24 protein-coding genes are annotated in these 25,246 nt (G+C 66.2%); 11 read left to right on the top strand and 13 right to left on the bottom strand.

The genetic code is table 11. The features are described 5' to 3' along the window. Positions 1–23: 23 nt before the first annotated feature. Complete coding sequence (locus JHD80_RS07135) at positions 24–1,277, bottom strand: SAM-dependent methyltransferase (protein WP_199085681.1); 1,254 nt, start codon at positions 1,275–1,277, stop codon at positions 24–26. A gap of 131 nt (positions 1,278–1,408) precedes the next feature. On the opposite strand from JHD80_RS07135, the gene JHD80_RS07130 reads away from it, so the two are divergent. From JHD80_RS07130 to JHD80_RS07115, 4 genes are all read left to right on the top strand, one after another. Beyond that, entirely contained in the window at positions 1,409–2,104 is a 696-nt protein-coding gene (locus tag JHD80_RS07130; RefSeq protein WP_199085680.1) for a class I SAM-dependent methyltransferase, read from the top strand. Between the two features lie 98 nt (positions 2,105–2,202). Next, positions 2,203–3,030 carry a hypothetical protein gene (locus JHD80_RS07125; protein WP_199085679.1) on the top strand — a complete coding sequence of 276 codons (828 nt, stop codon included), beginning with the start codon at positions 2,203–2,205 and terminating at the stop codon, positions 3,028–3,030. Between the two features lie 7 nt (positions 3,031–3,037). Beyond that, positions 3,038–3,505 carry a hypothetical protein gene (locus JHD80_RS07120; protein ID WP_199085678.1) on the top strand — a complete coding sequence of 156 codons (468 nt, stop codon included), beginning with the start codon at positions 3,038–3,040 and terminating at the stop codon, positions 3,503–3,505. A gap of 133 nt (positions 3,506–3,638) precedes the next feature. Next, the gene (locus JHD80_RS07115) at positions 3,639–3,896 is read left to right on the top strand and encodes a hypothetical protein (protein WP_199085677.1); all 258 of its coding nucleotides are present in this window, start codon (positions 3,639–3,641) and stop codon (positions 3,894–3,896) included. 37 nt (positions 3,897–3,933) lie between these two features. Here the strand turns inward: JHD80_RS07115 and JHD80_RS07110 are convergent, their stop codons facing one another. The 4 genes from JHD80_RS07110 to JHD80_RS07095 all read right to left on the bottom strand — a co-directional run bounded on the left by JHD80_RS07110 (position 3,934) and on the right by JHD80_RS07095 (position 7,643). Beyond that, a complete protein-coding gene (locus JHD80_RS07110) occupies positions 3,934–4,338 on the bottom strand; it encodes a GtrA family protein (RefSeq protein WP_199085676.1) in 405 nt (134 codons plus the stop codon). A gap of 164 nt (positions 4,339–4,502) precedes the next feature. After that, positions 4,503–5,798: a hypothetical protein gene (locus JHD80_RS07105; RefSeq protein ID WP_349237224.1), complete on the bottom strand. Its 1,296-nt coding sequence runs from the start codon at positions 5,796–5,798 to the stop codon at positions 4,503–4,505. 294 nt (positions 5,799–6,092) lie between these two features. Beyond that, a complete protein-coding gene (locus JHD80_RS07100; RefSeq protein WP_199085675.1) occupies positions 6,093–7,154 on the bottom strand; it encodes a class I SAM-dependent methyltransferase in 1,062 nt (353 codons plus the stop codon). Positions 7,155–7,274: 120 nt separating this feature from the next. Then, positions 7,275–7,643 carry an ArsR/SmtB family transcription factor gene (locus tag JHD80_RS07095; protein WP_199085674.1) on the bottom strand — a complete coding sequence of 123 codons (369 nt, stop codon included), beginning with the start codon at positions 7,641–7,643 and terminating at the stop codon, positions 7,275–7,277. A 165-nt stretch (positions 7,644–7,808) separates the two neighbouring features. On the opposite strand from JHD80_RS07095, the gene JHD80_RS07090 reads away from it, so the two are divergent. Beyond that, positions 7,809–9,017, top strand: a complete 1,209-nt coding sequence (locus tag JHD80_RS07090) for an MFS transporter (RefSeq protein ID WP_199085673.1) — start codon at positions 7,809–7,811, stop codon at positions 9,015–9,017. A 15-nt stretch (positions 9,018–9,032) separates the two neighbouring features. Here JHD80_RS07090 and zigA read toward each other — a convergent pair whose 3' ends face one another. Next, a complete protein-coding gene (gene zigA, locus JHD80_RS07085) occupies positions 9,033–10,244 on the bottom strand; it encodes a zinc metallochaperone GTPase ZigA (RefSeq protein ID WP_199085672.1) in 1,212 nt (403 codons plus the stop codon). A 231-nt stretch (positions 10,245–10,475) separates the two neighbouring features. Here zigA and carB point away from each other — a divergent pair, with 231 nt between their 5' ends. The 3 genes from carB (at position 10,476) to JHD80_RS07070 (ending at position 14,961) form a co-directional block, all read left to right on the top strand. After that, the gene (carB, locus tag JHD80_RS07080; protein ID WP_199085671.1) at positions 10,476–13,793 is read left to right on the top strand and encodes a carbamoyl-phosphate synthase large subunit; all 3,318 of its coding nucleotides are present in this window, start codon (positions 10,476–10,478) and stop codon (positions 13,791–13,793) included. A 103-nt stretch (positions 13,794–13,896) separates the two neighbouring features. After that, positions 13,897–14,370 carry a transcription elongation factor GreA gene (gene greA / locus JHD80_RS07075; protein WP_199085670.1) on the top strand — a complete coding sequence of 158 codons (474 nt, stop codon included), beginning with the start codon at positions 13,897–13,899 and terminating at the stop codon, positions 14,368–14,370. 75 nt (positions 14,371–14,445) lie between these two features. Then, a complete protein-coding gene (locus tag JHD80_RS07070; protein WP_199085669.1) occupies positions 14,446–14,961 on the top strand; it encodes a hypothetical protein in 516 nt (171 codons plus the stop codon). A gap of 51 nt (positions 14,962–15,012) precedes the next feature. Here JHD80_RS07070 and JHD80_RS07065 read toward each other — a convergent pair whose 3' ends face one another. Next, positions 15,013–15,477, bottom strand: coding sequence for an Lrp/AsnC family transcriptional regulator (locus tag JHD80_RS07065; protein ID WP_199085706.1), 465 nt, complete (start codon positions 15,475–15,477; stop codon positions 15,013–15,015). Positions 15,478–15,559: 82 nt separating this feature from the next. Here JHD80_RS07065 and JHD80_RS07060 point away from each other — a divergent pair, with 82 nt between their 5' ends. The 3 genes from JHD80_RS07060 (at position 15,560) to JHD80_RS07050 (ending at position 18,637) form a co-directional block, all read left to right on the top strand. After that, entirely contained in the window at positions 15,560–16,549 is a 990-nt protein-coding gene (locus JHD80_RS07060; protein WP_199085668.1) for a mitochondrial fission ELM1 family protein, read from the top strand. 87 nt (positions 16,550–16,636) lie between these two features. Then, a complete protein-coding gene (trxB, locus tag JHD80_RS07055; protein WP_199085667.1) occupies positions 16,637–17,602 on the top strand; it encodes a thioredoxin-disulfide reductase in 966 nt (321 codons plus the stop codon). A gap of 144 nt (positions 17,603–17,746) precedes the next feature. Beyond that, positions 17,747–18,637 carry a LysR substrate-binding domain-containing protein gene (locus tag JHD80_RS07050; RefSeq protein WP_199085666.1) on the top strand — a complete coding sequence of 297 codons (891 nt, stop codon included), beginning with the start codon at positions 17,747–17,749 and terminating at the stop codon, positions 18,635–18,637. A gap of 559 nt (positions 18,638–19,196) precedes the next feature. Here JHD80_RS07050 and JHD80_RS07045 read toward each other — a convergent pair. From JHD80_RS07045 to JHD80_RS07020, 6 genes are all read right to left on the bottom strand, one after another. Next, positions 19,197–19,748 carry an NADPH-dependent FMN reductase gene (locus tag JHD80_RS07045; RefSeq protein ID WP_199085665.1) on the bottom strand — a complete coding sequence of 184 codons (552 nt, stop codon included), beginning with the start codon at positions 19,746–19,748 and terminating at the stop codon, positions 19,197–19,199. A gap of 276 nt (positions 19,749–20,024) precedes the next feature. Continuing rightward, positions 20,025–20,600 (bottom strand): methylated-DNA--[protein]-cysteine S-methyltransferase, encoded by a 576-nt coding sequence (locus JHD80_RS07040; RefSeq protein WP_199085664.1) that lies wholly within the window; start codon positions 20,598–20,600, stop codon positions 20,025–20,027. An 89-nt stretch (positions 20,601–20,689) separates the two neighbouring features. Then, positions 20,690–21,646, bottom strand: a complete 957-nt coding sequence (gene msrP / locus JHD80_RS07035; RefSeq protein WP_199085663.1) for a protein-methionine-sulfoxide reductase catalytic subunit MsrP — start codon at positions 21,644–21,646, stop codon at positions 20,690–20,692. 177 nt (positions 21,647–21,823) lie between these two features. Next, positions 21,824–22,933, bottom strand: coding sequence for a 3-isopropylmalate dehydrogenase (gene leuB, locus JHD80_RS07030; protein ID WP_199085662.1), 1,110 nt, complete (start codon positions 22,931–22,933; stop codon positions 21,824–21,826). Between the two features lie 143 nt (positions 22,934–23,076). Continuing rightward, positions 23,077–24,666: an ABC transporter substrate-binding protein gene (locus JHD80_RS07025; protein ID WP_199085661.1), complete on the bottom strand. Its 1,590-nt coding sequence runs from the start codon at positions 24,664–24,666 to the stop codon at positions 23,077–23,079. A gap of 91 nt (positions 24,667–24,757) precedes the next feature. Further along, positions 24,758–25,144 (bottom strand): RidA family protein, encoded by a 387-nt coding sequence (locus tag JHD80_RS07020; protein WP_199085660.1) that lies wholly within the window; start codon positions 25,142–25,144, stop codon positions 24,758–24,760. Positions 25,145–25,246 lie beyond the last annotated feature (102 nt).

Here is a 25,246-nt window from a genome sequence, read left to right as displayed (position 1 = left end):
GAAGGCCGCCACGGCAAGCGATCTCAAAACCCTCTCGCCTCCAGCGCCTTCTCGTCATCCGCGATATAGTCGCGGATGATCGGGACGGCGCTCTTGTGCTGCCCGAGCAGGAGCTGGAACACCATGTCGCCGCCGATGTCGAAGGAGATCGAGCAGGCGCAGAGGTAGAATTCCCACATCCGGGCGAAGCGCTCGCCCATCATGGCGACGACCTCGGGCCGCTTCGCCATGAAGCGCTCGCGCCAGGCTTCCAGCGTCCAGTGATAGTGCCGGCGCCAGAACTCGCAGTCGGAAGCCCACAGGCCCGTCTGCTCCTGCGCTGCGAAGACCTCCGACAGCGCCGGCGCATAGCCGCCGGGGAAGATGTACTTGTCGAAGAAGGGCCCGGTGAAGCCGGGCGGCCCGACGCGGCCGATGCAATGGACCAGCGCGATCCCGTCCGGGGTCAGCAGGTCGCGAATCTTCTCGAAGTATTCGCCGTAATGCGCGACGCCGACATGCTCCATCATGCCGACCGAGACGACGCGGTCGAACGTTCCGCCGAGCTCGCGATAATCCTTGTTGACGAACGTGACGGCATCGCCGACGCCGGCCGCCTCGGCTCGCCTCGAGGCCGCCGCCATCTGGTCGGGCGAGACGTTGAGCCCGGTCACCTTCGCGCCGCAGGCCTTGGCGAGGTAGATCGCAAGCTCGCCCCAGCCCGAGCCGATATCGAGCACGCTCATGCCGGGCTCGATCTTCAGCTTTGCAGCGATGTGCCTGAGCTTCGCCTTCTGCGCGTTCTCGAGCCCGACCTCCGGCGTATGCCAGTAGGCACACGAATAGGTCATCGTCTCGTCGAGCCAGAGCCGGTAGAAATCGGTCGGAATATCGTAGTGATGCTTGACCTTCTTCCCGGCGGCGCCGAGCGGGTTGTGCATCCGCCAGCGCCGAATCCTGAACCGCACCTTGCGGATCGCCTGCTGCAGCGGGTCCTTGCGCATTTCCTTGCGCTGCAGCCAGAACAGCGTCAGCAGGTCGTGGATCGTGCCGTCCTCGAAATCGATCCGCCCGTCCATATAACCTTCGGCCAAAGCGAGCTCGGGATTGAGGAAGAGCTCGCGTTCGACGCGGTTGTCGTGGAAGCGCACGGTGACGGCCGGGGCCGTCTTGGTGACGCCGGCGAAAAGCAGCTCCGCCGGCCCCGATCCGAAGACATGGCGCTTGCCGTCCGGCGTGATCACCGTCAGCCGTCCGTGGCGGATGAACCGCTTGAGCAATCGCGGCAGCAGCAGCATGGGCGCTCCTCGTCTCGGTTTGCCAACTAAAGCCGAAACCCCGCGATCTCGAAAGCCCGGCGGTTGCAGAGCCAGCCGGCTTATGCGTAGTCATCGGGAATAGTGCCGCAACCCGAGGGTCGACCGAACACATGTCCTGGCGCGATTTCTGGAACGGCGAGCATGCGATCTACGTCTCGCCGCGCCACAAGGCCCTGCACTACCGCGCCATCGCGACCGACCTGATCGGCCATATCCCGACAGCAGATGCGGTCGTCCTCGACCATGGCTGCGGCGAGGCGCTCGACGCCGCCCGCGTCGCCGGTTCCTGCGGCAAGCTCTATCTCTGCGAGGCGGCGCCGACCGTGCGCGACAAGCTGCGCGCCCAGTTCGGCCGCAAGGACACGATCGTCGTGGTCTCGCCGGAAGAGGTCGAGGCCCTGCCGCCGGCCTCGCTCGATCTCGTCGTCGCCAATTCCCTGCTCCAGTATCTCTCGCGCGACGAACTGAAGGCGCTGCTGGAAACCTGGCGAGACCGTTTGAAGCCCGGCGGCGCGCTCATCCTCGCCGACGTCATCCCGCCGGACGTCAGTCCGCTGACCGATGCCTCGCAATTGCTCGCCTTCGCCTGGCGCGGCGGCTTCCTCATGGCGGCGCTCGGCGGCCTCGTCCGCACTGCCTTCTCGGACTACCGCAAACTGCGGGCGCAGTACGGCCTTTCGACCTATACGGCAGAGGCGATCACCGCCCTGATCCGCGAAGCCGGCTTCGCCGATGTGCAGCGGCCGGGGAATTTCGGCCACAACCCGCACCGCATGACGTTCAAGGCCATCAAGGCGGCAGCATAGACGAAAGTAGAATCCAGACCGATAATCCGACGCCTCTGCACCGATCTTCCCTTACGGAAGTTCGTCATATGCCTTGATTTGACGCTTCGGATATGGCTTTGACCGCGACTTCCCCTCGCGAGATTGCCGTGCAGGACCAGTTCACCTGTCCCTATTGCGAAGCTGCGCTCAACAAGGGCGTGCTGTCCTGCCGTAGCTGCGGCCGGGACCTCACGCCCGTTCTGCCGTTGCTGCGCCGCCTGGATGCACTGGAAGAGCGGCTCGCAGCTCTCGAGAAGCAGCCGGAGGAAAGCCGTCCCGCGCCCGCCAGCGCACGGGTGCCCGAGCCCGCGCCTGTCACCTTTGCCGACCTGGTGGAACCCCAGCGGGAAGCGGCACCGGTCGCCTTCTCGGTCGCGCGCCGGCGCTTCTGGGTGCTGCCATTCGGTCTCGTGCTGCTGCTGCTCGCCTATTGCGCGGTCATCCTCTGGCTCGATCTGCCGCTGTGGACGCTGCGCCTCGCCTCGATCGCGATCCCGTTCTTCACCGGCCTGATCTATTTCGGCATCCGCCCGCGCCTGATCGCCTTCGATATCGGCGTCGCGATCGCCTTCGCGATTTTTTCCGTCGCGACCATGAACGCGTTGCTGGGCTGGCACGACAACATACCGCTCCTTCCGCAGGGGGCGGTCGCCTGGCGCGAGACCTCGTTCTACGCGCTGAGCATCGCCGCCTCGATGTTCTCGGGGATGTTGCTGCGCGTGACGCAGGCTGCGCTCGCCGCGCGTGGCCTCGTCTCGCTGCCGGAACTGCGGAAGGGGCTTCAGGCCGTCCACGGCAAGGTGCCGATGGAAACGCTGAAGACCATCGAAACCACCATCCTGATGGCCGGCACCGCCATTTCGGCAATCGCCGGCCTCATCGCCGCAATCCTTGGAGTGAAATAGGACGATGATGACGTCTGTGCTCATTAGGCACATTCTGCCTGCCGTTCTCGCCACCGCCGCCATGCTGTCGGTGGCACAAGCCGCCGACCCGATCCCTCTCATCACCCGCGAGGAAGCGGGGTTGCCGGCCGCGCCCAAGGTCCCGGCCAGCACGCGCAACCTGACCCGCGGCCCCGGCATCGACACGTTGCCGACCCCGGACAAGGGCGTCGACGGCAAGCCTTTCCGCCTGAACGTGCGCTTCATGCCGGCAAACGGCGTGCCGGTCGATCCGGCGACCGTGCGTGTCTTCTACCGGCGCGACCCGCCGGTCGACATCACCCAGCGCATCAAGCAGTACATCACGCCGGGCGGCATCGACGCGCCCTCCGTCGTCGTGCCGAGCGGCAGCCACATCATCGAGATCGAGGCCACCGACAAGGAAGGCCGCATCGGCCGCAGGCAGCTCACGCTGACCGTCGCCCCGCAGCAGTAAAGGCTGCAAGGGCGGGCCGCGAGGCGGCTCGCCGCATGATGGATTCGACCTTCAGGTTCGGGGGCGACCAGGCCTCATCCGATGGACTCCCGCCGGCAAGCATGAAAACGTGGCTCGGCTGGAGGGGACCGAGATGAGATACGGGCTGGTGACGGCGGCTTTGCTTGCCGCTGCATGGGGAACACTATCGAGCGCCTCGGCGCAATACGGCCGGATCAGGCCCGAATGCCGCGGCATGACCAATCCACGCTCCTGCAGTTGCGCGCTCGACAATGGCGGCAGGATCATGCCGGATCATCACCGTCCGGGCCGGCTGGTCTGGCGGAGCCCCAAGCGCGGATCCGGAGCGCATATGGCCTTCATGAACTGCGCGATCGGCTCGGGACGATAGCGCTCGCCGATCTGCCAGGCACTTCGGACAGGGCGGGCTAGCCCGCCCTGTCGGCGAAGCTGAAGAACTTGTGGCCGAGGAACGAGAACACCATCACCACGCCCGTGGTGACCAGCTGCATCGGCAGATAGGGCAGGCCCGCCCGCGCCACGAAGAGATGCATCAGGATGCCGGTGAGCACGAAGCCACCGGCTGCGATCAGGGCGAAGCGCCAGCCGGCCTGAGCATGGCTGCGGGTCGCATCGAAGGTCATCCAGCGGTTGAGCGCGTAGGAGACCAGCGCACCGACGATGAAGCCCGCGAGCGTCGCCGGCACGGGATCGACATGGGCCAGCTCGACCAGCCCGATCAGCACGCCGTAATGCGCGATAGCCGTCAGCCCGCCGGCGAAGACATAGGCGACGAGCTGGCGGAACTGGCGCGGATAACGGCGAAGCGGCATCCGCGCTTCCTAGACTATGCGCAGGCCTTCCGGAAAGAGACGCCGTCATTGCGGACAAGCCGCGTCAGCGGCGCCGATCCGGAATCCATCGAGGGGCATCGCGCGTTACGATGGATCCCGGGTCAAGCCCGGGATGACGGCCGGCGTCGCGTCGCTCCGGCCCGTCAGCCGGCGTCGTTGCCCGCGAGATTGGCCGGCATGCCGCCGACGGGCATGTCGAGCCCCTGCTTCAGCGTATCCAAATGGAATTCGCGGATGCGCCCATTGGTGGGGTCGCTGACGAAAGCGTTGCCGCCGATCACGGCGAGGCTCGGCGTCGGCGTCTTCGCGCCATAGGCGCAGTCGAAGGCCGGCACGGCATCGAAGGCCGCGAGCTCCTTCCAGGCCGGCGCGATCTCGTAGATGCGCAGCTTGCCGTCCGGCGTCAGGTTGGCAAGGCGGCTGCCGTTGCCGCTGAGCTCGAACTGGCAGGCGGCTTGTCCGCCCGGCACCGCCAGCACGTCCTCGATCTTCAGCGCCTTGGCTTCCGGGTCGATCCGCAGCAGCGCGTCATAGGGCGCCTTCAGCCCGTAATTGCCGACGAGATGGCGCCCGCCCTCGCGCGATTTCAGCGCGCTCACACGCCGCTCGTCGGGATAGCCGAGCTTGCGCCCGCTCCAGCTCGCCGCCGCGCCCTTGCCGGCCTTGGACAGCACCAGCAAGCCGCCGCCCTCGCCCTCGGCGCAACCGAAGACATGGCGTCCGCCGCGCGCTTGCGCCGAGCCGTGGAAGAGCTTGCAGGATGCATCGGGCTTTGCGGCATCGTCGAACAGCGCGACGCGCTTCCAGCCCTTGCCCTCGGCGAGGATATCGAAGCCGTTCGGGCGCGGCGAGGCGCTGCGATCGTCGCCCCTGGCATAGGCCGGGTTCGGGATCGACATCAGCCATTGCCGGTTGCCGAGCGGCACGGCGATACCATGCTGCGGCGCCGGGCTCGGCCAGATCGCGACGGCCGGCTTGTCCTTGCCCAGGCTATCGATCGCGACCAGCACCGCCTTCGGCTCGCTTTTGCCCTCCCACGGCCGCAGGCCGTCGAAGAACAGCGAGAGCTGCCCGTGACCGGAGAGCACATGCGCCGGCCGGTCGCCCTTCACGCTGAAATCGAGCAGCTTCGGCGGGGCCTTGTCGAGATCGACATGGTCGCCATGCGATTCCGCAATCAGCCCGGTGTCGAGAATGCGCAGCGTGCCGGCCTCGTCACCGGTCTTCACCACGACATAGCGCCCGCCGGAGACCCCGGCAAAGCCGGGATTGGACTTCGGCACGTCGAAGCTGTCAGTGACCTCGCCGCTGTCGAGATCGAGGATGCGGACCACCGGCTTCTCGTGATCGGCGAACACGAGGCGGCCCCGCAAGGGCGTGTGATCATGGGCGAGCGCCGCGGAGGCAAGCAGGCAGCCGGCGAAGCGGAAGGAAGGCACGGGAAAGCTCCAAGATAATATGCAACGATATAACATCTCATCTCGATCTCGCGAACTCAACCTGCTTGCGCGCAATCTGAGGACAAAACGGCACGTCCCACTGGCGCGAAGTGCGATCAACGAGCGCGCGTGGGTTTTGCGCGGAAACACGCGTCATCCCGGGCGACCGAAGGAAGACCCAGGATCCATCGTAGAGGGCGGAGGTTTGCGATGGATCCCGGATCGGCGCCGCTGTCGCGGCTCGGCCGGGATGACGATCCGATTCCGTGACAACGACGCGAGGTACAGGTCTCCTCAGGCCCGGACCTCGAACACCATGTTGAACGGCGTCTCGGTCGCCCTGCGGAAATGCTGGAAGCCGGCATCCATCGCGACCTTGCGCAAACGCATCTCGCCGGCCTGCGCGCCCAGCCCGAGCCCGACCTCCTGCGACAGCGAGGCCGGCGTGCAGATCATCGTCGAGGCCCCGTAGAAGATCCGCCCGACCGGGTTGAGATTGTCCTTGAGATGGTCATGCGCGAAGGGCTCGACGATCATCCAGCTGCCGTCCCGCGCCAGCGACTCGCGCACATGCCTGCCCGCCCCGACCGGGTCGCCCATGTCGTGCAGGCAGTCGAACATCGTCACGAGATCGTACTTCTTCTCCGGGAAATCCTTGGCCGAGGCGCGCTCGAAGACGATCCGGTCGCCGACGCCCGCCTTCTCCGCTGCCTCGCGCGCCCGTTCGATCGACGGCCCATGATAATCGAAGCCGTAGAAACGCGATTCCGGATAGGCCTGCGCCATCAGGATGGTGGAGGAGCCGTGCCCGCAGCCGACATCGGCGACGGTCGCCCCGCGTTCGAGCTTCGCCTTGACGCCGTCCAGCGCCGGAATCCACTCCGCCGTCAGATGCGCGTTGTAGCCCGGCCGGAAGAAACGCTCGGTCCCGCGGAACAGGCATTTGCTGTGCTCGTGCCAGCCGAGGCCCGAGCCGTTGCGGAAGGCCTCCGCGACCTTCGGCTCGTCGAGCCACATCGACTGGACGATCTCGAAGGCCCCGGCGAAGAAGGCCGGGCTGTCCTCCTGCGCGAAGGCCATCGCCTGCTCCGGCGAGAGGCTGAAGCTGTCGCTGCCTTCGTCATAGTCGACATAGCCGGCCGAAGCCTGGCCGGCGAGCCATTCGCGCAGATAGCGCTCCTTGAAGCCCGTCTTCTCCGCCAGCTGCTGGGAGGTGACGGGCTCGCCGTCGGCCATCGCCTTGTAGAGGCCGAGCTGGTCGCCCAGCACGATCAGGGCGCCGGTGACGGACGCCCCGACATCACCGACGAGACGCCCCACCAGATCGTCGAGTTTCTGAGAGTCGGCAGCACGCATGGCCATCCTCCTCGGGTTCGGGGGCGCTGCCGGTGCCGTATCGCGAACCGGCTCGACGCCATCGCGGAAACGAGGACGTTAAACCTGTGCGGATACCTGTCAACGAGAGGCTGTCGGTCCCTATGCCCCGACGGTGCCGGAGAGCCATTCCGGCCCGAGCCGCGGCAGGTTGGGGTCGCGTCGCGCGGTCTCGATCACGCTGTCGATCAGCCCGGGAAAGCGCTGGTTCAGCTCCTCGCGCCGGATGCTGAGATAGCGCGAGGTCCCTTCCACCCGCATGCGGGTGATGCCGGCCTCGCGCAGCTTGGCGAAGTGATAGGACAGGAGCGAGGGCGAGGCGAAGGCGGTGAAATGGCTGCAGCGCGCCTTGTCGACCTCGTTGACGTCCGAGAGCGCGACGAGAATGCCGAGCCGAATCGGATCGGCCAGCGCCCCGAACACGTCGGCGGGCGCGACATCCTCGATATCAGGGTGAAAAACCGGCTTCATGACCTCCGAGATAGGCGATGCGGTCGCTCCTGACAATATTCAACATCCATTGAAATTACCCTTGCGGTAATCGCCAGGCAGGTTTAATTCAACGATCATTGAATTTCGAAGCCTGACTTCGACGCAGCGACCATCCGCAAGGATCACTCCCCAAGGATCTCTCCCATGGATACGCGCCTTCTCTCGCTCGCCGGCGGCGCCTTCGCCATCGGCACGGGCAGCCTGATCGTCACCGGCATCCTGCCCCATCTCGCCTCGGGCCTCGCCGTCTCGGTCGATACCGCCGGCCTCCTCATCTCGATCTTCGCGCTGGCCTACGCCATCGGCTCGCCGATCCTCTCCACCGTGCTGGGCGATGCCGACCGCAAGGTGGTGCTCGTCGGCGCCATGACGGTGTTCGGCCTCGCCAATCTGGGCGCCGCCTTCGCCACCGACTTCTGGGTGGTGATGGCGGCGCGCATCGTGATGGCGCTCTCGGCCGGCGTCTTCATGCCCACTGCCAATGCCGTCGCCGTCGCAATCTCCTCCCCCGAGCGCCGGGGCCGCGCCATAGCGCTCGTCACCGGCGGCATGACCGTCTCGCTGATCCTCGGCGTCCCGATCGGGACGGCCATCGTCGGCTTCGGCGGCTGGCATCTCGCCTTCCTGATCGTGGCCCTGCTCAGCGCGCTCTCGCTCGCCGGCCTGCTGATCAAGCTGCCGCGTGGCTTGCCCCGCGGCAGCAACACGCTGCGCGAGCGGCTTCAGGTCGCGGGCCGCGGCGACGTGCTGCTGGCGCTCGCCACGACCATGCTGTGGACCACCGGCGCCTTCGTCCTCTACACCTATATCGCGCCCTTCCTGACCAACCATGCCGGCATCACCGGCCCCTGGCTCGCCGCGACGCTCGTCGTATCCGGCATCGGCTCAGCGCTGGGCAACCAGTTCGGCGGCGTCGCCAGCGACCGCTTCGGCCCCGAGCGCTCGCTGTCCGTGGTGCTGTCGATCCTGGCGGCGGCGTTGCTCGCCGCCTCGCTGATCGCGGTCAGCCTGCCGCCGGCCCTGGCGATCTGGCCGATCCCCGTCGTCCTCTTCGTCTGGAGCGCGGCGGGCTGGGCCGGCCATCCCTCGCAGATGTCGCGGTTGGCGGCGATGGCGCCTGACGCGACGGTGGTCGCGCTCTCGCTCAATGCCTCGGCGCTCTATTTCGGCATCGCGGCCGGCGCGGCGCTCGGCCAGCAGGTCATGCGCCATGCCGGCACTTGGCCGCTCGGCTTCGTCGGTGCCGCCTGCGAGGTCGCGGCGCTCGCGGTGCTCGCCTTCACGCTCTATCGCAAGCGCGCTGCCAAGCGCGTGCCGGCCCTGTGTGAGACGGCAGCGCCGGCCCGTAGTTGAGGCGAGCTGCCCGGATCAGGCCGCTTCCGCCCGCCGCCAGGCCGGGAAAGGGTCCGGCAGGTCGCGATAGCGCTCGGGGTTGAAGCGCATCGGCAGGGCATCGCCGACGAGGCAGAGGTCGAGCGCGGCGCGAATCGCCGCCTCGTCGAGATCGGTCCCGATGAAGACCAGTTCCTGCCGCCGGTCGCCCCAGACCGAATGCCAGTGGCGGTTCAGGATCGCCTGCCATTCGGGATGATCGGGCCAGCGCGAACGCGGCACCGCCGCCCACCAAAAACCCATCGCCTCGGTGCGGCAGATGCTGCCGGCCAGCGACATCTCGCCGACCCAGTCCGGCCGCGTCGCCAGCCAGAAATGCCCCTTGGCGCGGATCAGCCCCGGCCACGTCCGCCCCAGGAAGTCACTGAACTTTTCCGGATGAAAGGGGCGCCGCGCCCGGTAGACGAAGGAGGAAATGCCGTATTCCTCCGTCTCCGGCACATGGTCTTTGAAGCCGTAGAGCTCCTTGTGCCAGAGCGGATGTTCCTGCGCCTTCTCATGATCGAACAGCCCGGTATCGAGCACGGCATCGAGCGGCACCTTGCCGAAATCCGCCTCGACCTGCCTCGCATCCGGATTGAGCGCGCGCACGATCTTGCTGACGGCCTCGCGCTGCTCCGGCGAGGCGTCGGAGACTTTGTTCAGCACGACCACGTCTGCGAACTCGATCTGCTCCACCAGGAGGTCGACCAGCGTGCGCTCGTCGCCCTCCCCCGCCGTCTCGCCGCGCTCGCGCAGGACATCGCGCGAGCCGTAGTCCTTGAGCAGACTCACCGCATCGACCACCGTGACCATCGTGTCGAGCCGCGCGACGTCCGATAGTGAAAGCCCGTCTTCGTCGCGGAACTCGAAGGTCGCGGCGACCGGCAGCGGCTCGGCGATGCCCGTCCCCTCGATCAGCAGGTAGTCGAACCGCCCCTCCTCCGCGAGACGGCGCACCTCGGCCAGCAGATCGTCGCGCAAGGTGCAGCAGATGCAGCCATTGCTCATTTCGACAATCTTCTCGTCGGTGCGCGAGAGCTTGCCGCCGCCCTCCCGCACCAGATCGGCATCGATATTCACCTCGCTCATGTCGTTGACGATGACCGCGACCTTGCGGCCCTCGCGGTTGTTGAGGATGTGGTTGAGCAGGGTCGTCTTGCCGGCTCCCAGGAAGCCGGACAGGACGGTGACGGGCAGGCGAGGCATGAGGCAGCACTCCATATGAAATGTTATAATATAACATTTCATATGGAGCATGCGTCTGGCAAGCGGCATGACGAAGCCGTGCACATCTGGCCGTGCCGCTCCTTTTAGCTTCCCCCCGGCGCCTTCGCCCTCTATAGCGAGCGCCTAGCATTCATTCAGACGCTCGCCAGGCCTCCGCTCGCCCGATCGGACGCAAGCCTTGCGCGCGCCTGCCCAAGACCGGTCGAGATCATGCCCAAGCGCACAGACATCAAGTCCATCCTGATCATCGGCGCCGGCCCCATCATCATCGGCCAGGCCTGCGAGTTCGACTATTCCGGCACCCAGGCCTGCAAGACGCTGAAGGCCGAGGGCTACCGCATCATCCTGGTCAACTCGAACCCGGCGACGATCATGACCGATCCGGACCTGGCCGACGCGACCTATGTCGAACCGATCACGCCGGAGATCGTCGCCAAGATCATCGAGAAGGAGCGCCCCGACGCGCTGCTGCCGACGATGGGCGGCCAGACCGCGCTGAACTGCGCGCTCTCGCTCAAGAAGATGGGCGTGCTGGAGAAGTTCAACGTCGAGATGATCGGCGCCACCGCCGAGGCGATCGACAAAGCCGAGGACCGCGAGCTCTTCCGCGAGGCGATGACGAAGATCGGCCTCGACACGCCGCGCTCGCACCACATCAAGACGCTCGGCCAGGCGCTCGACGCGCTGGAGGATATCGGCCTGCCCGCGATCATCCGCCCGTCCTTCACCATGGGCGGCACCGGCGGCGGCATCGCCTACAACAAGGGCGAGTTCATCGACATCGTCGAGCGCGGCATCGACGCCTCCCCGACCAGCGAGGTCCTCATCGAGGAGAGCGTGCTGGGCTGGAAGGAATACGAGATGGAGGTCGTCCGGGATAAGAAGGACAACTGCATCATCGTCTGCTCGATCGAGAATTTCGATCCGATGGGCGTCCATACCGGTGATTCGATCACCGTTGCGCCGGCCCTGACGCTGACCGACAAGGAATACCAGATCATGCGCGACGCCTCGCTGGCGGTGCTGCGCGAGATCGGCGTCGAGACCGGCGGCTCGAACGTCCAGTTCGCGATCGACCCGGCCACCGGCCGCATGATCGTCATCGAGATGAACCCGCGCGTCTCGCGCTCCTCGGCGCTGGCCTCGAAGGCGACCGGCTTCCCGATCGCCAAGGTCGCGGCGCGTCTGGCCGTCGGCTACACGCTCGACGAGATCGAGAACGACATCACCGGCGGCGCAACGCCCGCCTCCTTCGAGCCGACGATCGACTATGTCGTCACCAAAATCCCGCGCTTCGCCTTCGAGAAGTTCCCGGGCTCCGAGCCGACGTTGACCACCGCGATGAAGTCGGTCGGCGAGGCCATGGCGATCGGCCGCACCTTCCAGGAATCGCTGCAGAAGGCGCTGCGCTCCCTTGAGACCGGCCTCGACGGCCTCGACGAGATCGAGATCGAGGGCTTCGGCCAGGGCGACGACCGCAACGCCATCAAGGCGGCGATCTCGACGCCGACTCCGGACCGTATCCTCCACGTCGCCCAGGCCATGCGAGCCGGCTTCACGGACGAGGAGATCCACGAGAGCTGCAAGATCGATCCGTGGTTCCTCGCCCAGATGCGCGAGATCGTCGAAACCGAGCAGAAGATTCGCGCGATCGGCCTGCCGACCACGCCCGGCGCCTTCCGCCAGATCAAGGCGATGGGCTTCTCCGACAAGCGCCTCGCCGCCGTCACCGGCAAGACCGAGATGGAAGTCCGCACGTTGCGCCGCTCGCTTGAGGTCCGCCCGGTCTACAAGCGCATCGACACCTGCGCGGCCGAGTTCGCCTCTCCGACGGCCTACATGTACTCGACCTATGCCATGCCCTTCGCCGGCAAGGCAGCGGACGAGGCCAACCCGTCCGACCGCAAGAAGGTCGTGATCCTAGGCGGCGGGCCGAACCGCATCGGCCAGGGCATCGAGTTCGACTATTGCTGCTGCCATGCCTGCTACGCGCTGCGCGACGCCGGCTACGAGACCATCATGGTCAACTGCAACCCGGAGACGGTCTCGACCGACTACGACACCTCCGACCGGCTCTATTTCGAGCCGCTGACGGCCGAGGACGTGCTCGAGATCCTCGAGACAGAGAAGCAGAACGGCACGCTGATGGGCGTCATAGTCCAGTTCGGCGGCCAGACCCCGCTGAAGCTGGCGAACGCGCTGGAAGAGGCCGGCATCCCGATCCTCGGCACCTCGCCCGACATGATCGACCTCGCCGAGGACCGCGACCGCTTCAAGCGCCTGCTCGACAAGCTGCACTTGAAGCAGCCGAAGAACGGCATCGCCTACTCGGTGGAGCAGGCGCGCATCATCGCCGGCGAACTCGGCCTGCCCTTCGTCGTACGCCCCTCCTATGTGCTCGGCGGCCGCGCCATGGCGATCATCCGCGACGAGATCATGTTCGAGGACTATCTTCTCGGCACCCTGCCCTCGCTGATCCCCTCCGAGGTCAAGGCCAAGTATCCGAACGACAAGACCGGCCAGATCAACACGGTGCTGGGCAAGAACCCGCTGCTGTTCGACCGCTACCTGTCGGACGCGATCGAGGTCGATGTCGACTGCCTCTGCGACGGCAAGGACGTCTTCGTGGCCGGCATCATGGAGCATATCGAGGAAGCCGGCATCCATTCCGGCGATTCGGCCTGCTCGCTGCCGCCGCGCTCGCTCTCGCCTGAGACGATCGCCGAGCTGGAGCGCCAGACCAAGGCGATGGCGCTCGCGCTCGATGTCGGCGGCCTGATGAACGTCCAGTACGCCATCAAGGACGGCGATATCTACGTGCTCGAAGTCAATCCGCGCGCCTCGCGCACGGTGCCCTTCGTCGCCAAGGTGATCGGTCAGCCGATCGCCAAGATCGCCGCCCGCATCATGGGCGGCGAAAGCCTCGCGAGCTTCAATCTGAAGCCGTCGAAGCTCGACCATGTCGGCGTCAAGGAAGCGGTCTTCCCCTTCGCGCGCTTCCCCGGTGTCGACGTCCTGCTCGGGCCGGAAATGCGCTCGACGGGCGAGGTCATCGGCCTCGACCGCTCCTTCGACACCGCCTTCGCCAAAAGCCAGCTCGGTGCCGGCTCGAAGGTTCCGGTCAAGGGCACGGTCTTCGTCTCGGTGCGCGACGAGGACAAGCCGCGCATCGTGCCGGCCGTCCGCATCCTCGCCGATCTCGGCTTCCGCATCCTCGCGACCGGCGGCACGCTGCGCCACCTGCAGGAGCAGGGCATCTCGGCCTCCAAGATCAACAAGGTGCTGGAAGGCCGCCCGCATGTCGTCGACGCGCTGAAGAACAGCGAGATCCAGCTCGTCTTCAACACCACCGAAGGGCCGCAGGCGCTCGCGGACTCCCGTGCACTCCGGCGCACGGCCCTCTTGCACAAGGTGCCCTATTATACCACCTTGGCCGGAGCGATCGCGGCGGCGGAGGGCATCAAGGCCTATTGCAGCGGCGATCTCGAAGTACGATCCTTGCAGTCGTATTTCGAACGCGCAGCCTGACGGGCCGCGCCGGGCGAATTCTATAGATTGAGCGGAAGCGCGGGAGCCGGCGGTCGATATGCCGCCGGCGAGCCGCGCTTTCGGAGCTTATGGGACGGAAGGTATGGAAAAGGTTCCGATGACCGCCGGCGGCTTCGCCGCCCTGGAGGCCGAGCTGAAGGACCGCCAGCAGGTCCAGCGCCAACGCATCATCACCGCGATCGCCGAGGCGCGCGCGCTGGGTGATCTCTCCGAGAACGCGGAATACCACGCGGCCAAGGAAGCGCAGTCGCTCAACGAAGGCCGGATCATGGAACTCGAATCGCTGATCGGCCGCGCCGACATCATCGACGTCTCCAAGCTCGGCGGCGACACGATCAAGTTCGGCGCCACCGTCAAGCTGATCGACGACGATACCGAGGAAGAGAAGAGCTACCAGATCGTCGGCGAGCCGGAATCGGACGTGAAATCTGGCAAGGTCTCGATCGGCTCGCCGATCGCCCGCGCGCTGATCGGCAAGAAGGTCGGCGATTCCGTCCAGGTCAACACGCCCGGCGGCGGCAAGTCCTACGAAGTCGTTAGCGTCGTCTTCCGGTAACGATGGCGTTAGGGCGCCGATGCAAATCGGCGCCGCCATCCCTAGATTGTCTTCGACCCCATCGGAGACGACGCCATGATCAATCGCCGCAGTTTCCTCAGCCTGACCCTCGCCGGCGCATCGCTTGCCCTGCTCCCGGCCGGTTTATCGCCCGTCCTCGCGCAAGGCGCGCCGATCGGCTCCGTCAGCGTCGTGTTTTCGCCGACGGTTCTGGAGGGCTGGGGCGACAATGTTGCCGTGGTCCGCAGTGAGCTGGAGCGGACGCTGGCCGAGATTCTCGGCCCCGGCTACCAGCGCGGCGCCGGCAACCGGCTGGTCGTCTCGGTCAGCAGCCTCTGGCTCGCGAGCGCGGCCGGCGGCAATGGCGGCGGTGGCGGCCGGCGCCACGGGGACGGCGGCGGCTCGGATAGCGACTATCTCGAAAGCACCGTCACGCTCTACGACCGCGCCGGCCGCGCTCTCGAAAGCTGGCCGATCCGCTCCACCGAGAACGGAAACGGCGTGCTCTGGACCCTGCCGGATGCCAGCACGCGGCGGCTTGCGGCATTGGCGCGCAACAACGCCTGGTGGATCAAGCACTACCTCGCCTAGTGCTCAGCGACCGCTTCGCGTTTGCCGGCGGCGTGCCAAATCAGCGCGTTCTCAGCCGAACGGCACGATCGGCTCGTCCTTGACCCGGTCGAGGGCGAGCGCGGTCCGGACATTGCGGACATTCGGCATCGCCGTGAGTTCCGCGACGAAGTCCTGGAAGGCCTTCAGGTCCGGCGCGACGCATTTCAGGGCGAAGTCGATATCGCCCGAGAGCGTCCAGCATTCGCGCACGGTCGGCCAGCCTCTCATGCGCTCCTGGAAGGCGACGAGGTCGGCCTCGGCCTGGCTCGCCAGATGCACGAAGGCGAAGCAGACCACTTCGAAGCCCAGCTTTCGCTCGTCGAGATCGGCATGGTAGCCGCGGATCAGGCCGGCCTCCTCCAGCGCGCGGACGCGCCGCAGGCAGGGCGGCGGCGAGATGCCGACGCGGCTGGCGAGCTCGACATTGGTCATGCGCCCATCGGCCTGGAGTTCGCGCAGGATGCGCAGGTCGATATCGTCGAGTTTGGCGCGCAACGAGTGTCCTCGCGTGAAGGTCGCGCTGGTGTAGACGGCGCGGCCAAGCGATACAAGGCGCATGCCACGAGCCCAGATAGCCATGCACGACAATCCGGAGCCGACCGTCTGGGTTCTGACCGACGGCAAAGCCGGCGACGAGTTGCAATGCCTCGGCGTGGCCGAACAGCTCGGCGTCGTCCCCGAAATCCGCCGGGTGAAGCCGCGCAAGCCCTGGGCCTGGTTGATGCCGCGCGGGCCGATCGACCCGCGCGAGGCGCCGGATCGGCCGGACAGCCCGCTCAAGCCGCCCTTCCCCGATATCGCCATCGCCTCGGGCCGGCGCGCCGTCGCCTATCTGCGCGCGCTGAAACAGGCCTCGAACGGCGCGACCTACACCGTCTTCCTCAAGGACCCGCGCACAGGCCCCGGCACCGCAGACCTGATCTGGGTCTCCGGGCATGACCGGTTGCGCGGCGACAACGTCGTGGTCACCACGACCTCGCCGCACCGGCTGACGCCCGAGAAGCTTGCCGCCGCCCGCGCCGCGCCGCCCTCGGGCATCGCCGGCTTGAACGCGCCGCGCGTGGCCGTTCTCGTCGGCGGCGACAGCCGGCATCACCGCTTCACCCCGGCCGATATCGAGCGCTTTGCCGGCCAGCTCGACGAACTCGCAGGGTCGGGCGCAAGCCTCATGGGCTCGCCCTCGCGGCGCACCTCGCCTGCATTGGGAGCAGCGGTTGCCGCCGTCTTCGCCCGGCATGGCGGCTGGTGGTGGGACGGCACCGGCGAGAATCCCTTTCTCGCCCTGCTCGCCAACGCCGATGCCGTTGTGGTCACCGCAGACTCGACCAACATGATCGGCGAGGCCGCGGCGGCGGGCAAACCCGTGCTGGTTTTCGAGCCGACCGGCGGCCATCCCAAGATCGCGGCATTGGTCGCGGCGCTGGAACGCGAGGGCGTTGTGTATCGCTTCTGTGGACGCCTTGAAGGCCAGCCTTACGAACCGATAGACTCAACGCCGATCATAGCCGATGCGATACGGCAAGGCTGGCTGCGCCATCGAGCGGCGCTGGGATTCACGCGCTCCTGAACCCGGCCGCTCTTGTTTCGGCGTTGCGCCGCCGTATTTGACGGATCGAGACTGCGGCTCCACGCCCGCAGGAGAGGAACTGAGACGATGGCCCATACCCATGCCCGCGTCATGATCGTCGGCTCCGGCCCGGCCGGCTACACCGCCGCGATCTACGCCGCCCGCGCCATGATGGAACCGGTGCTGATCTCCGGCATGCAGGCCGGCGGCCAGTTGATGATCACGACCGATGTCGAGAACTATCCGGGCTTCGCCGACGTCATCCAGGGCCCCTGGCTGATGGAGCAGATGCGCGCCCAGGCCGAGCACATGGGCACGAAGATGGTCTCCGACCATATCGCCCGCGTCGACCTCTCGCAGCGCCCGTTCCGGCTCTGGGGCGATGGCGGCGAAACCTATTCCTGCGATGCGTTGATCATCGCGACCGGCGCGCAGGCCAAGTGGCTGGGCTTGCCCTCCGAGCAGAGCTTCCAGGGCTTCGGCGTCTCGGCCTGCGCCACCTGCGACGGCTTCTTCTTCCGCAACAAGGAGGTCGCGGTCGTCGGCGGCGGCAATACCGCCGTCGAGGAGGCGCTCTACCTCGCCAATCTCGCCAGCAAGGTGACGCTCATCCATCGCCGCGACAGCCTGCGGGCCGAGCGCGTGATGCAGGAGCGCCTGTTCAAGCATCCGAAGATCGAGGTGGTCTGGGACACCGAGATCGCCGAGATCTGCGGCGGCACCACTCCGCCGAGCGTCACGCATCTGCGCCTGAAGAACCTCAAGACCGGTACTGAGAGCGAATTGAAGACCGATGGCGTCTTCATCGCCATCGGCCACAAGCCAGCGACGGAGCTCTTCGTCGGCCAGCTCGCCATGAACGAATCCGGCTATCTCGATGTCGAGGCCGGCACGACCCGGACCAATGTCGAGGGCGTCTTCGCCGCCGGCGACGTCACCGACGAGCATTATCGCCAGGCGGTGACCGCAGCCGGCCTGGGCTGCATGGCGGCACTGGACGCCGAGCGCTGGCTCGCAGCCAGCGCGCTGGACCGCCGCGAAGCCGCGGAATGAAGCGTTTGGCGCAACCCATCACTGACTCTGATGGGTTGCGTCACCAGATTCACGACGAATAACAGTGACTGTCTGCCACGCAGACATTGACGCACCACGCCTTTATCCCCCATCATGCAAAAAACGCATAGCGGGGGAAGCGCGGTGGATTGGGACCGCATTAGAATCTTTTATACGGTCGCGGAGTCAGGCAGCTTCACCAAAGCTGGCGATGTTCTCGGCTTGAGTCAATCGGCCGTCAGCCGGCAGATCGGGGCGCTCGAGCGGGAGCTGCGCGCGCCGCTGTTCCATCGGCATACGCGTGGCCTGATCCTCACCGAGCAGGGCGAATTGCTGTGGCGTGCCGCCCGCGAGATGACGCAGCGGCTGGAGCGCACCCGCTCGCAGCTCTCCGAGACGCGCGAGCACCCCTCGGGCGAGCTCAAGGTCACCGCGACCCGGGGTCTGGGCGGCCATTGGCTGACGCCGCGCCTCGCCGAGTTCATGGATCTCTATCCCGACATCAGGGTCGAGCTCATCCTCACCGACGAGGAACTCGACCTGTCGATGCGCGAGGCCGATATCGCGATCCGCCTGCGCCAGCCGCAGCAGCCGGACCTGATCCAGCGCAAGCTCTTCACGGTGCATTTCCACGTCTACGCGTCGCCGGCCTATGTGAAGCGCTTCGGCGAACCCAAGAGCTACGACGATCTCGACAACCACCGCATCCTCTCCTTCGGCGGCACCTCGCCCTCCTATCTGACGGCGGTGCACTGGCTCGGCACGATGGGGCGCGACCAGCGCAACCCGCGGCCGATCCACCTTGTCGTGAACAACATCACGGCGATGAAGCGGGCGGTCGATTCCGGGGCCGGCATCGCCGTGCTGCCGGATTACCTGATCGAGACCGGCTCCCCGCTCGTGCAGTTGATGCGCGAGACCGAGATGCCGCAGCTCGAGAGCTATCTGGTCTATCCCGAGGAAATGAAGTCGGTCGCCCGCGTCCAGGTCTTCCGCGACTTCCTGATCCAGAAGGCCCAGCGCTGGACCTACTGATCGCTCCAGATATGCATAAAGAATCGGGCGCCTCACGGCGCCCTTTTCGATTCTGGCAATTTTGTGACCAGACCGGCATCTCGCATGCGCCAAAATCGGACTGTTCGCCTGAAAACTGTTCAGCTGCGGACGAAAATCGGATTTGGGAAAGGCCTGCAACTTCCCCGCGCAGGCCCCATCCTGCAACGAACGCATATTTCTCAATCATTTAGGCTCAAATACACGCCATCTGCCCTTAGTTCATGCATGTGCCGCATGGCGGACCCAAGATATGTTGCATTGCAAAACGGCAGGTCATGGCCGATATTGTATTCACGGTTGTTCGGAACGGGCTCCGCAATCTCCTCCCGGCGTTGAGTTCGTTTCAGCCGTTCCCCTCTGAGATGTTTGGCTTTTGCCAGATGTTTCAAACTTACAAAGCCGGCTCCCTTCGGGGACGCCGGCTCTTTTTTGCCCGCGCGCGACGGCTCCCTTCGGGCTACCCCGTCTTCCCCAATGCCAGACAGAAAAGGCGCCGCCCGGAGGCGACGCCTTGATGCAAGCGCAGTGGCTGCTTCGATCAGGCGGCGAGCTTGCCGGCGATCTTCGCGAAATTGTCGATGAAGCCCTGCAGGAAGGCGCGAGTGGCCTCGTTGGTGACATTGTGCTGGACGTCGAGCAGATCGTCCTTGAAGGTCACGAAGACCTGGCCGCCGACGACGACACCGGCGAGATTGGTCAGGATCATGCGCAATTCGTTCTGCGAGACGGCGGTGCCGACGGCGCCGCCGCTGGTGCCGGTGACGGCAACGGTCTTGCCGGCCCAGGAATTCTTGCCATAGGGGCGCGAGGCCCAGTCGATGGCGTTCTTGAGCACGGCCGGGATCGAGCGATTATGCTCGGGCGTGACGATCAGGATCGCGTCGGCCGCCTCGATCTCGCGCTTCAGGCGCAGCGTCGACTCGGGCCGGTTCGGCTCCAGGTCCTGGTTGAACATCGGCAGGTCGTCGATCTGGACGAAGCTGGCGTCGAAGGCGCCCTCGCCCAGCTTCACCAGCGCCTGGGCCAGCTTGCGGTTGATCGATTCGCGGCGGTTGCTGCCCACGATGACGGCGAGCTTCAGTTTGGCCATGACGGTCCCCAGTGAGGGTGGAAAGGCCGGCACAGTAGAGGTCGCAGCCTCGACCGCGCAAGCCGCCGCGCTGCAAGAGCGACATTGCGCGATTTCAAGCTGCGCGGTGGACGAAGGGGTATTGAAGCCTGCCCATATTCCGCGGGAACCACGCGGGTCATCCCGGGCTTGACCCGGGATCCATGCCGGCGCGCTTCCGGTCGAGGTTCAGGCATGGATCCCGGATCTCCGCTTCGCTGCGTCCGGGATGACCTGCGCTTATGGAAATGTGGCTTCTCAATGCCGCCCCGGCCGTGCCGCCAGAGGCAACGCATCGAACAGGCTGGGCTCGGCGCTGGTGCGCGCCTTCTCGATAGTCAGGATGCGAAGCTTGATCTCGACGCCGCCCTCGGCCGAGAAGCCGCCGGTCTTGCCGCCCGCCGCCAACACGCGATGGCAGGGCACGATGATCGGCCAGGGGTTCTGGCCGAGCGCGACGCCGACCGCCCGCGCCGCGCCGGGATCGCCGATGCGCTGGGCAACCTCGCCATAGGTCAGGGTCTCGCCATGCGGGATGGCGAGCGCGACCTCGTAGACCTTGCGATTGAACGCGGAGACGCTCTCCAGCGCCACCGGCAGATGCGACAGGTCGCGCTTCTCGCCGTCGAACAGCGCGCGGATGCCGGTCACGGCCTCCGCGACGAAGCCTTCGGCCTCCGTCTCATCAGCCTCGGGAAACCGTCGCTCCAGGCGCTTGCGGGCTGCGGCCTCGTCGCGCTCGGGCAGTTGCGCGCCGATGAAGCGCTCGCCTTCCCAGACCACGGCGCAGGGGCCGATCGTGGTTTCGAACAGATGGAAATGTTGGTTGGCCATGCTCGACTCGTGTCGTTCCGGCTAGGGATGACATGAGGTCTATCACGGCGGCGGCAGGAGACGGCACCCGAAACCTGCCCAGACCGCCCTCACATGAAGAGGTTCTCGCTCTCCAACCCCTTGTAGAGCCCGGCGACCTGCTCGCCATAGCCGTTATAGATCAGCGTTGGGCGCCGGTCCCGCGAGCCCAGGATCTGCTCGCTTGCCTGGCTCCAGCGCGGATGCGGCACGGCCGGGTTCACATTGGCCCAGAAACCGTATTCCGAGGCCTGCAAGCCCTCCCAGAAGGTCTTCGGCCGCTCGGCGACGAAGCTGATCTTGCGGATCGATTTCACCGACTTGAAGCCGTATTTCCACGGCGTGATCAGGCGGATCGGCGCGCCGTGCTGGGTCGGCAGCGGCTTGCCGTAGATGCCGGTGACGAGCAAGGGAAGCTCGTTCGCCGCCTCCGCGAGGGTCAGCCCTTCCGTATAGGGCCAGGGATACCAGCGCTGGCTCTGCCCCGGCGCGACGCGCGGGTTCATGAAAGTCTCGAAGCGGATGTATTTCGCGCCCGAAAGCGGCTTCGCCAGCGCGACGAAGGATTTGAGCGGAATACCGGTCCACGGAACCGCCATCGCCCAGGCCTCGACGCAGCGGAAGCGATACAGGCGCTCCTCGATCGGCAGTTTGCGGATGAGGTCGTCGAAACCGATCTCGAAGGGCTTTTCGACGAGGCCCTCGACCTGGATGGTCCAGGGCCGCGTGGCGAGGCGCTTCGAGGCATCGACGATGTCCTTCGACATGCCGAACTCGTAGAAATTATTGTAGTTCGCCGCGTCGTCTTCCTTCGTCAGCGCCACGTCGAGCTTGTAGGCTTCGTTGCGCTTGGCCGGATAGAGATCGAGCGTGGGATCGGCTCCCTCGGCCATCGCACGGCCCGGTAACGCGGCTCCCGCGATCAACCCGGCGCCGGCAGTCATCAACTGACGGCGGTTGAGGAACACGCTCTCGGGCGTGGCCTGGCTTTCCGGCATTTCCCAGCCGGCAAGGCGCTTGATCAGCATGACGGACATACTCCGTTTTCGTTGGCGGTTGTTAGGCCACGAAAGCGGGGTCACGGCAATTCACGAGGGAGAGAGATATTCTTCGCCCGTCATGCTCGGGCTTGACCCGAGCATCTCTTTCCGAACTGAGCTGGTTTCCGAGATGGCCGGGTCAAGCCCGGCCATGACGGTTGACGATCAGCCCCGCGCTTCCAACGCCCCAATGATCGCTTGGCCCATCTCGCTGGTCGAGACCGCGTTGGCGCCGGGGGCCGCGATGTCCTTGGTGCGGGTGCCGGAGCCCAGCACGTCCGCGATCGCGCCTTCGAGACGGTCCGCCGCCTCGCCCGCGCCGAACGAATAGCGCAGCGCCATCGCAAACGAGCCGATCATCGCGATGGGGTTGGCGAGGCCCTTGCCGGCGATGTCCGGCGCCGAGCCGTGGACGGGCTCGTAGAGCGCCTTGCGCTTGCCCGTAGTCGGGTCCTCAGCGCCGAGCGAGGCCGAGGGCAGCATGCCGAGCGAGCCGGTCAGCATCGCCGCGACGTCCGAGAGGATGTCGCCGAACAGGTTGTCGCAGACGATGACGTCGTACTGCTTCGGCCAGCGCACGAGCTGCATGGCGCAGTTGTCGGCCAGCACATGCTCAAGCTCGACGTCCTTGTACTCGGCCGCATGCAGCGCGGTGACCGTCTGCTTCCAGAGCACGCCGGTCTTCATGACGTTGTGCTTCTCGGCCGAGGAGACCTTGTTGCGGCGGGTGCGCGCCAACTCGAAGGCGACGCGGGAGATGCGCTCGATCTCGCCGGTCGTGTAGAGCTGGGTATCGATGCCGCGCTTCTGGCCGTCCTCCAGCGTGACGATCTCCTTCGGCTCGCCGAAATAGACGCCGCCGGTGAGCTCGCGCACGATCAGGATGTCGAGGCCCTCGACGACCTCGGGCTTCAGCGAGGAGGCCGAGGCCAGCGCCGGATAGCAGATCGCGGGGCGCAGATTGGCGAACAGGCCGAGATCCTTGCGCAGGCGCAGCAGGCCGGCTTCCGGGCGATGCTGATAGGGCACGTCGGCCCATTTCGGCCCGCCGACGGCGCCGAACAGCACGGCGTCGGCGTCTTGCGCCAGCTTCATGTCGCCTTCGGAGATCGCCTGCTTATGCGCGTCATAGGCGGCACCGCCGACGAGGCCCTTCTCGATCTCGAAGGAGGCGAGGCCCTGCTTGCCGAACCAGGAGACGATCTGCTCGACCTGGCCCATCACCTCGGGGCCGATGCCGTCGCCGGGGAGCAGCAGGAGCTTGTGGGTCGCCATGGTCGTCGCCTCGCGCGCTAGATGTCGTCAGCTCGGCCGTTTTCCGGCCTCGCGGGGTGCTTAAGGTCGCAGCCCCGACGACGCAAGCGGCGGGCCTAAGAAGCCGGCGCATGGCAGGCCATGCACCGGCGCCGTGAGGCCGCTCAGGCCTTCTTTTCCATGTTCCAGAAGAACTGCGCCGGCGCGAGCACCATGCCGCTCAGGTTCCGGCGGAAGGCCATCGGCTGCTGGACGAGGCCGCAGGGAACATAGGGAACGACCTCGAAGCCGCGCTCCTCGATCTTGGCCGCGAGTTCCTTCTGCTTGGCCTCTTCCGGCGTGGCGATCCAGGCGTCCCGGAGCTCTTCGATCCGGGCGTCCTCGGGCCAGCCGAACCAGGCCGAGCCGCCATTGGCCCGCATCAGCGGGTGTAGCGCAGGATTGAGCGTATCGGCGCAGGACCACAGCGTATGGAACACCGACCAGCCGCCCTGGTCCGGCAGGCCGCGATTGGAACGGCGGCCGATGAAGCTCGCCCAGTCAGTCGCGACCAGTTCGGTATTGATGCCGAGCTTCTTGAAAAGATCCTCGGTGATCATGCACTGCTGATAGGCGATCGGCTGATCGGCCGGCGCGAGCAGGACGACCTTCTCGCCCTTGTAGCCGGCCTCCTTGAGCATGGCCTTGGCCTTGTCGAGATTGCCCGGCATGGCCGCAGCCCCGCCCGCTCCCGACGACATCGGCGAGCCCGGCGTGAAGAAGGTCTTGGCGCCGCTGTAGAACGCCTTGTCGCCGACGACGGCCTCCATGTAGTCGGTCTGGTTGACCGCGGCCATCACCGCCCGGCGGATCGCCGGATTGTTGAAGGGCGGCTGCAGCTGGTTGAACCGCATCAGCAGGAACAGGCCGAGCGGCACGTTCTCGATGACGATGTCCTTGTTGCCCTTCAGCATCGGGATCAGGTCGACGGGCGGCTGCTCGTACCAGTCGAGCTCTCCCTGCATCAGGGCGCCGGCGGCGGCCGCGGCCTCGGTCAGGGCGAGCCACTCGATGCGGTCGATCCGGGCGACCTTGCCGCCGGCGGCCCAGGAGGGCGCCTCCTCGCGCGGCTTGTATTTGGCGAAGCGCTCGTAGATCGCGTTCTGGCCGGGCACCCACTGCTTGTCCATGAAGCGCCACGGGCCGGAGCCGACAGCCTCCGTGATGTTCTTCATGTGGTCGGTCTGCGCGATGCGCTCCGGCATGATGAAGGGCACGTTCGACGACAGCTTGCCGAGCGCAGCCGTCATCATCGGGAACGGCTTCTTCAGGCGGATGCGGAAGTTGCGCTGGTCGACGACATCGTAAGCCTCGACGAAGGTGGCGAAGGTCTGGCCGAAGGCATCGCGCTTCGACCAGCGGGCGATCGAGGCGATGCAGTCCTGCGCGCGGACCGGCGTCTCGTCATGGAAGGCGAGCCCGTCGCGGAGACGGAAGGTCCAGCTCAACCCGTCCGGCGCGGTTTCCCAGGCCTCGACCATCTGCGGCTTGATCTGGAAATTCGCGTCGGTGGCGAAGAGCGTGTCGTAGATCAGGTAGCCGTGGTTGCGGATGACGTAGCTGGTGGCCGTGATCGGATCCAGCGAGGGCAAAGGCGTCGAAGGGTTGAAGCGCAGCGTCCCCGCCGCCCCCTGAGAAAAGGCCCGGTTGCCCATGAAGGCCGTCGCGGCAAGCGCCCCGGCTCCCTTGAGGACAGTGCGACGGCGGATCGACATGGCAAATCTCCCTCATTGTTAGGCAAATGCCCAAGGGGCACTCCCAAGCAAGGGATATACCAAGTGTCGGCAGCTTGTCGACAACTTGCCGTCAGGCGCTCGGCATGCGCGCCGTCACCTCGATCTCGACCTTCATCTCGGGCTTCAGCAGGCCGGCCACGACGTAGATTCCAGCCGCCGGCCTGATCTCGCGGAAGAACTCCCCGCAGACGCCCAGCACCGGCTCGCAATAGCTGCGATCGGTGACGAAATACTGCGCCCGCACGGCCTGCGACAGCGACGACCCCGCCTCCGCCAGCACCGCACTGATCGTGCGGAAGATGTTCCGCGCCTGCTCGGCCGGGTCTTCGGGCAGGATCATGGTGGCGTAGTCGTAGCCGGTCGTGCCGGAAACGAAGACGAGGTCGCCGTCGATCACGGCGCGCGAATAGCCGAAATTGCGCTCGAAGGGCGAGCCGGTGGAAAGCAGGCGGCGCATGGATTCTCCGAATGAAACACCGGTCATCCCGGGCGACCGAAGGGAGACCCGGGATCCATGCCGGACGGTTCAGGCATGGATCCCGGATCGGCGCCGCTCGCG

It is taken from the genome of Allobosea sp. ASV33, assembly GCF_016428755.1.
GTDB lineage: Bacteria > Pseudomonadota > Alphaproteobacteria > Rhizobiales > Beijerinckiaceae > Allobosea.
This window is presented reverse-complemented; position numbering and strand designations above follow the sequence as displayed.

Coding starts and splice junctions, on each gene's coding strand:
- JHD80_RS07135 (WP_199085681.1), bottom strand. CDS start 1,277: ATGCTGCTGCTGCCGCGATTGCTCAAGCGGTTCATCCGCCACGGACGG.
- JHD80_RS07130 (WP_199085680.1), top strand. CDS start 1,409: ATGTCCTGGCGCGATTTCTGGAACGGCGAGCATGCGATCTACGTCTCG.
- JHD80_RS07120 (WP_199085678.1), top strand. CDS start 3,038: ATGACGTCTGTGCTCATTAGGCACATTCTGCCTGCCGTTCTCGCCACC.
- JHD80_RS07115 (WP_199085677.1), top strand. CDS start 3,639: ATGAGATACGGGCTGGTGACGGCGGCTTTGCTTGCCGCTGCATGGGGA.
- JHD80_RS07110 (WP_199085676.1), bottom strand. CDS start 4,338: ATGCCGCTTCGCCGTTATCCGCGCCAGTTCCGCCAGCTCGTCGCCTAT.
- JHD80_RS07100 (WP_199085675.1), bottom strand. CDS start 7,154: ATGCGTGCTGCCGACTCTCAGAAACTCGACGATCTGGTGGGGCGTCTC.
- JHD80_RS07095 (WP_199085674.1), bottom strand. CDS start 7,643: ATGAAGCCGGTTTTTCACCCTGATATCGAGGATGTCGCGCCCGCCGAC.
- JHD80_RS07090 (WP_199085673.1), top strand. CDS start 7,809: ATGGATACGCGCCTTCTCTCGCTCGCCGGCGGCGCCTTCGCCATCGGC.
- zigA (WP_199085672.1), bottom strand. CDS start 10,244: ATGCCTCGCCTGCCCGTCACCGTCCTGTCCGGCTTCCTGGGAGCCGGC.
- carB (WP_199085671.1), top strand. CDS start 10,476: ATGCCCAAGCGCACAGACATCAAGTCCATCCTGATCATCGGCGCCGGC.
- greA (WP_199085670.1), top strand. CDS start 13,897: ATGGAAAAGGTTCCGATGACCGCCGGCGGCTTCGCCGCCCTGGAGGCC.
- JHD80_RS07070 (WP_199085669.1), top strand. CDS start 14,446: ATGATCAATCGCCGCAGTTTCCTCAGCCTGACCCTCGCCGGCGCATCG.
- JHD80_RS07060 (WP_199085668.1), top strand. CDS start 15,560: ATGCACGACAATCCGGAGCCGACCGTCTGGGTTCTGACCGACGGCAAA.
- trxB (WP_199085667.1), top strand. CDS start 16,637: ATGGCCCATACCCATGCCCGCGTCATGATCGTCGGCTCCGGCCCGGCC.
- JHD80_RS07045 (WP_199085665.1), bottom strand. CDS start 19,748: ATGGCCAAACTGAAGCTCGCCGTCATCGTGGGCAGCAACCGCCGCGAA.
- JHD80_RS07040 (WP_199085664.1), bottom strand. CDS start 20,600: ATGGCCAACCAACATTTCCATCTGTTCGAAACCACGATCGGCCCCTGC.
- msrP (WP_199085663.1), bottom strand. CDS start 21,646: ATGCTGATCAAGCGCCTTGCCGGCTGGGAAATGCCGGAAAGCCAGGCC.
- leuB (WP_199085662.1), bottom strand. CDS start 22,933: ATGGCGACCCACAAGCTCCTGCTGCTCCCCGGCGACGGCATCGGCCCC.
- JHD80_RS07025 (WP_199085661.1), bottom strand. CDS start 24,666: ATGTCGATCCGCCGTCGCACTGTCCTCAAGGGAGCCGGGGCGCTTGCC.
- JHD80_RS07020 (WP_199085660.1), bottom strand. CDS start 25,144: ATGCGCCGCCTGCTTTCCACCGGCTCGCCCTTCGAGCGCAATTTCGGC.